Origin of the sequence: Proteiniphilum sp. UBA5463, from assembly GCF_002427225.1 — a bacterium.
GTDB classification, from domain to species: domain Bacteria; phylum Bacteroidota; class Bacteroidia; order Bacteroidales; family Dysgonomonadaceae; genus Proteiniphilum; species Proteiniphilum propionicum.
The window spans coordinates 84,930-91,050 of the sequence record NZ_DIQL01000027.1 but is presented as its reverse complement, the minus strand read 5'-3'; the positions used below and the strand labels follow the sequence as shown (position 1 = coordinate 91,050).

4 protein-coding genes are annotated in these 6,121 nt (G+C 44.0%); 2 read left to right on the top strand and 2 right to left on the bottom strand.

The window, feature by feature from the left end:
* The first annotated feature begins 383 nt into the window (after window positions 1-383).
* Window positions 384-2,135, top strand: coding sequence for an aspartate--tRNA ligase (gene aspS / locus B3B27_RS04985; protein WP_238869238.1), 1,752 nt, complete (start codon window positions 384-386; stop codon window positions 2,133-2,135).
* Between the two features lie 48 nt (window positions 2,136-2,183).
* On the opposite strand, the gene B3B27_RS04980 is transcribed toward aspS, so the two are convergent.
* Together B3B27_RS04980 and B3B27_RS04975 are read right to left on the bottom strand one after the other, a co-directional pair.
* On the bottom strand, window positions 2,184-3,506 hold the full coding sequence (locus B3B27_RS04980; RefSeq protein WP_238869236.1) for a Gfo/Idh/MocA family protein: 1,323 nt from the start codon (window positions 3,504-3,506) through the stop codon (window positions 2,184-2,186).
* A gap of 118 nt (window positions 3,507-3,624) precedes the next feature.
* The gene (locus B3B27_RS04975; RefSeq protein WP_238869235.1) at window positions 3,625-4,290 is read right to left on the bottom strand and encodes a Crp/Fnr family transcriptional regulator; all 666 of its coding nucleotides are present in this window, start codon (window positions 4,288-4,290) and stop codon (window positions 3,625-3,627) included.
* 169 nt (window positions 4,291-4,459) lie between these two features.
* Between B3B27_RS04975 and hcp the strand changes: the two genes are divergently transcribed.
* Window positions 4,460-6,109, top strand: a complete 1,650-nt coding sequence (gene hcp, locus B3B27_RS04970) for a hydroxylamine reductase (RefSeq protein ID WP_286846967.1) — start codon at window positions 4,460-4,462, stop codon at window positions 6,107-6,109.
* Window positions 6,110-6,121 lie beyond the last annotated feature (12 nt).

The window sequence follows — 6,121 nt, the reverse complement described above, 5'->3', positions numbered from 1 at the left end:
ATTTTGCCATGGAAAACCTCTTATCTTCATTTATTATTAACTATAAAATCACAAATAAGAGTATTAAATACACAAATTAAGTTGATGTTATTTCAGGGTGGGGAGAATGGAATAATTCCTTTTTTAAATGGCTTGCAAACATTTGTTGTTGCTGATCACAAAGTTACAGGATTTTAAAGCGATTAACACAATGCAATCTCGGGATTATCATGGAAATAGCGTTCGCTTGAGGTTAACTTTTTTCAGTTATTTGGGATGATTTTTATCCATTGAGACATTTTTTCAACCTGTTTTGTACATTTTTATGTACATTTGCACTCAATTTTATATCTGTCGGGGTAATTTTTTTATTCAGACACTCAATCTATAAAGAGTAATCATTTATGTACAGAAACAGCACTTGCGGCGAACTACGCTTAACAGATGCAAACAAAGAGGTGACTTTAGCCGGCTGGGTCTCCAAAATTCGCAAGATGGGCGGAATGACCTTTATCGACCTCCGTGACCGTTACGGTATAACTCAACTGTCGTTTAACCAGGAGGTGGACAATAACCTGTTCGATCAGGCAAACAAGCTTGGCCGGGAATGGGTAATACAGGTCACCGGAACGGTAAAGGAACGCTCAAGCAAAAACCCACATATTCCTACGGGAGACATCGAGATCATCACTTCGAAACTGAATGTGCTGAATCCGGCCGAAACACCACCATTCACCATAGAAACCGAAACAGACGGAGGCGATGAGCTTCGAATGAAGTACCGCTATCTAGACCTGCGCCGCAATGTGGTACGCCGAAACTTGGAGCTGCGACATAGAATGGCATTTGAGACACGACGTTATCTCGATGAAAGAGATTTTTTAGAAGTGGAGACACCGGTACTTATCGGGTCAACACCCGAAGGAGCACGCGATTTCATTGTTCCATCACGTATGAACCAGGGAGAGTTTTACGCGCTGCCGCAATCGCCGCAGCTCTTTAAGCAGCTGCTGATGGTTTCGGGTTTCGACCGTTATTTTCAGATTGTGAAATGTTTCCGCGATGAGGACCTGCGTGCAGACCGTCAGCCTGAGTTTACGCAGATAGACTGCGAGATGTCGTTCGTGCAGCAGGAAGATGTGCTGAACATTTTTGAAGGGCTCACTAAACATCTCTTTAAGACTATAAAAGGAATAGATATTTCCGACTTTCCACGTATAAGCTACGCCGATGCTATGCGCCTCTACGGCTCCGACAAGCCGGATACACGCTTCGGGATGACCTTCAATGAAATGAAGGATCTGACAACGAAACACAATTTCGGGGTTTTTGACAGCGCCGAATATGTAGGTGCCATCTGTGCGGAAGGTTGCGCTACCTACACCCGCAAACAACTTGATGAACTGACTGATTTCGTGAAACGGCCCCAGATTGGAGCCAAAGGCCTTATCTATGTGCGTTATAACGAAGATGGATCACTCAAGTCATCGGTAGATAAATTCTACGGCGAAGAGGTGCTGCTGAAATGGGCTGAACGCTGCAATGCCAGGCAGGGCGATCTGATACTGATGCTAGCCGGCGAGAGGGAGAAGACTCAGAGACAGCTGTCTGAATTGCGTCTGGAGATGGGATCGCGCCTGGGACTGAGAGACAAAAACAACTATCAATGCCTATGGGTGGTTGATTTCCCATTATTGGAAAGGGATGAAGAGATGAATCGGTTTTTCGCTAAACACCACCCGTTCACATCTCCTAAACCAGAAGATATACCCCTGCTCGACTCCAACCCAGGAGACGTACGTGCCAATGCATACGACATGGTAATCAATGGCGTGGAAGTTGGCGGTGGCTCAATACGTATCCATGACAGTGCTTTGCAGAAGAAGATGTTCTCGGTACTGGGTTTTACCGAAGAAAAGGCGCAGGAACAATTCGGGTTCCTTATGAATGCATTCAGGTTTGGTGCGCCTCCGCATGGTGGAATAGCTTTTGGGCTTGACCGGTTTGTATCTATATTTGCGGGGTTAGACAGTATCCGCGACTGTATTGCCTTCCCTAAAAATACGGCAGGACGAGATGTGATGATTGATGCGCCTTCGCGAGTTGAGCAGGAACAGCTGGATGAGCTGGGGATCATGCTCAAACCGGAAGAGTGAAAAAAAGCTGCCATGTGGCAGCTTTTATAATTAATTACGATTCTATTGTCACAAGACGTATCCTTCGCTGTAAGTTTTATTAAAAAGCCTGTTGGCTTCGGCTTCCGTATCATCAACAAACTTCTCTGTTGCCGGATCCCACTTGATGGGACGGCCCAGATCGTAGGCGATGTTACCCAGCGTACATACGGTACAAGAACGATGACCTGTCTCCACGGGGACAACCGGATCGGTCTTTGCCTTTAATGATTCAATAAAATTTTCGAGATGTGGTATTTTAGTCTCATAAGCGCCCTCTGCAACTTCCACCTTTGGAGGTAACAGGCTGTCGTCTGACGCAACGAAATGGCCTCTCGAAACCTCTATCCACCCTTTGTCGCCCCAGAATTTCACACCTTTGGTCTGTTGCTCATCGAAAGGCTCTTCGGTCATAACAACGCCGTTGGCATATTTATAGGTGAGGAATTTTGTATCTTCATAGCCGGCGGGAATAATTTCAACGGGTCCGCTGTTATCCATCTCAAGGCCCCACTGAACTATATCAAACATATGTGCGCCCCAGTCTGTGGTGAAACCGCCACCAAGCTCCTTATACCAGCGCCATGCGCCCCAGAACTGTTCATTCTGTTCAGGATCGAGCGATATTGGTGGGTTCAGCTGGGAGTTGTAATGAACAAACTCAGACGGGCCCAACCATAAAGGCCAGTTCAAATCGGCAGGAACGGGTTCCTCGGGAAGATCGTACGGTTTGGGAGGAGCGCCTACATAGGCGTTTACTTTTTCTATTTTGCCAATCTTTCCTTCCTGTACCATTTTCACGGCGTGCTGGAAATTAGCGTCGGAGCGCTGCTGACTGCCTACACCAAGAATCACACCATTGTCGCGAACAGCTTTCACCAGCATCTGACCCTCCTTAATGGTAAATGTCAGCGGTTTTTCCAGATAGATGTTTTTCTTTGCATTGCAGGCATCTATCGCCATAAAAGCATGCCAGTGATCTGGCGTGGCAATAACCACAGCATCAATATCTTCGCGCGCAATCAGATCCTTGTAGTTCTCATACGTTTCAACGGCAACTTCCTGCTGCTTATCAGCATAATGCGCGTTCACACGCTTTAAGAACCGCTCCCGTTTTATACCGTAAACATCGCTTCCGGCAACCACCTGCACTCCCGGAATACCAATAAATCCATTTAACAGATACATAGCCTGCTGGCCAAGGCCTATAAAACCAAGGCGAATGATTTCGTCATCACTACCTGCAGCCTTGTTTTGTTTACACGAAGTTAGAAACTGTGGAAAAACAGTAACACCAACGGCACCTACAGCAGCCGTTTTAATAAATTTTCTTCTTGATAATTGATTACTCATGACTTTTAGATTAATATGATAGTGAATACTTTTTCCTCTTTCTTTGCAAATATATACTTTTATTTTAGTCTAAACTGCTTTTCACCGGTAAATCATTACAAAAACCAAAATGGAGGTGTTAAACCAAATCTTCCAGCTTTTTTCTGTCAAGCACTTTCAGTTCTCTTTTATAAAGCGATATCAACCCTTCACGGATCATTTCACCAAGAGTGCGTGCCAAGGAAGGGCGCTGTACTCCAAAATATTCCGCTAATTGTGTCTGGGTGCGCCTTAAAATAAAAGAGTTATTCTGTGGGGTTGTATTCTCAAGTATATATAGAGAGAGCTTGCCCTTGAGACTTTTAATCGACATCATTTGCAACTTTTTTGAAAGAAAGACTGTTATATTGGAGTTGACTTTCATAAAGTTGATAAGCAGCTTTTCATTCATCATCATCTCCTTTAACCACAACGATTTGGGAATAACATAAAAAACGCTTCTCTCAGCAGTGATCACATCTACCGGATACCGGTTTTCGGAAGCAACAAGAAAGGCAGGGGCTAGCGGTCTCACAGGTTCAATGAACTCAATCTCAAGAACATTTCCATCTTTGGCAACCATTTCCGTTCGTACGAGACCATCCATCAGCAGGTAAAGACAGTTTATTTTATCACCCTGACGGGTAACATAATTGCCTTTGTCCAATGTTCGTACTTCAGATACAGAGCGTTCCAGAATTTCATCTGTCTCCTCTAATGATAGATTGTAGAAAAGAGGACACAAGGTTATATTGTATTCTGACATCGCATTTTTGTTTTGAAACAAAGGTACAACTAGGGGAAGATCAGACAATGACTTCATTTGTTAAATATTATTAAATCGATAAATTGTAACATTGGTTACACATTTTGCTATTGAATCAGGATATATTTGCATCACTCAATAACAATAAAAACAAAAGTATATGGAAAAAATGTTTTGCTTTCAGTGTCAGGAAACCAGTAAAAATACAGGTTGTACCGTAAAGGGTGTCTGCGGAAAAACTGCCGATGTAGCTAATCTGCAGGATTTGTTGATGTTTCTCTGCAAAGGGATTTCGCATTATACCGTCCGGTTAAGGGAACTTGGCATTGAGATACCAGAAATAAACAAGTTTATTACCGACAGCCTCTTTATGACTATCACCAACGCGAATTTCGATAAAAGCCGTTTCATCACACGTATACTAATGGCATACGAAATGAGAAACGCGGCCAAAGAGAGATTGATATCAGCAGGTGGAAACATTGAATGTATTACCTACGACGGGGCCTTCTGGACCGGTGAGTCTGAAGAGGAGATGGCAGAAAAAGCATTGGATGCAGGTATATTGACTACAAAAAACGAAGATATCCGTTCACTGCGCGAATTGACTACTTACGGGCTAAAGGGAATGGCAGCCTATGCTGAACATGCATTCAACCTTGGTTATGAAGATAATGAAATCTATGGCTTTATGCAGCGGGCACTGGTTGATGTGACCAACGATTCTCTAACGGCTGATGAGCTGACAGCACTAGTGCTGGAAACCGGAAGATACGGGGTGCAGGCAATGGCGTTGCTGGATAAGGCTAATACTTCGAGCTACGGAAATCCGGAAATAACTAAAGTTAACCTGGGTGTTCGCAAAAACCCGGGTATCCTCATAAGCGGGCACGATATGAAAGATATGGAAGAGCTTCTGAAACAGACCGAAGGAACCGGTGTAGATGTTTATACACACAGCGAGATGCTCCCGGCTAATTACTACCCGGCATTCAAAAAATACAAACACTTTGTAGGAAATTATGGAAGCTCGTGGTGGCACCAGACAGAGGATTTTGAAAATTTCAATGGCGTTATTCTTTTTACTACCAACTGTATTGTTCCACCAAAGAGATCGTCCACCTATACTGACAGGGTGTATACCACGGGTGCATCGGGATTCGAAGGGTTTAAGCATATAGAAGACCGGAAGGATGGCCAACCCAAAGATTTTTCAGCATTGATAGCACATGCACAAAAATGTGCTCCACCGGAAGAGATTGAATCGGGTGAGATCATTGGAGGCTTTGCCCACAATCAGGTGATTGCAATGGCCGATAAAGTGGTTGATGCTGTTAAAACAGGTGCAATACGTAAATTCTTCGTTATGGGCGGTTGTGACGGACGTATGAGCGGGCGCAACTACTATACCGAATTCGCCGAAAAGCTTCCTAAAGATACAGTAATACTTACGGCAGGGTGTGCAAAATACCGTTACAACAAACTTCCTCTGGGTGATATCAACGGCATTCCCCGCATACTGGATGCGGGACAGTGTAACGACAGCTTCTCGCTTGTAAAAATTGCACTAGCACTCAAAGAAGCATTCGGATTGGATGATTTGAACGACCTGCCAATTGTTTACAATATTGCATGGTATGAACAAAAGGCGGTAATTGTACTGCTGGCGCTTCTATCCTTAGGGGTGAAGAATATACATCTCGGCCCCACCCTGCCTGCATTTCTTTCACCCAATGTAATAAATGTACTGGTAAACAACTTCGGTATTTCGGGGATCACAAACGTTGATGAAGATATGAAGGTGATGCTGAATGCTTAGAGATGGCCCTCT

Bases quoted from the DNA above. Each gene is read 5' to 3' on its own strand.
- aspS (WP_238869238.1), top strand. From the start codon at position 384: ATGTACAGAAACAGCACTTGCGGCGAACTACGCTTAACAGATGCAAAC.
- B3B27_RS04975 (WP_238869235.1), bottom strand. From the start codon at position 4,290: ATGTCAGAATACAATATAACCTTGTGTCCTCTTTTCTACAATCTATCA.
- hcp (WP_286846967.1), top strand. From the start codon at position 4,460: ATGTTTTGCTTTCAGTGTCAGGAAACCAGTAAAAATACAGGTTGTACC.
- B3B27_RS04980 (WP_238869236.1), bottom strand. From the start codon at position 3,506: ATGAGTAATCAATTATCAAGAAGAAAATTTATTAAAACGGCTGCTGTA.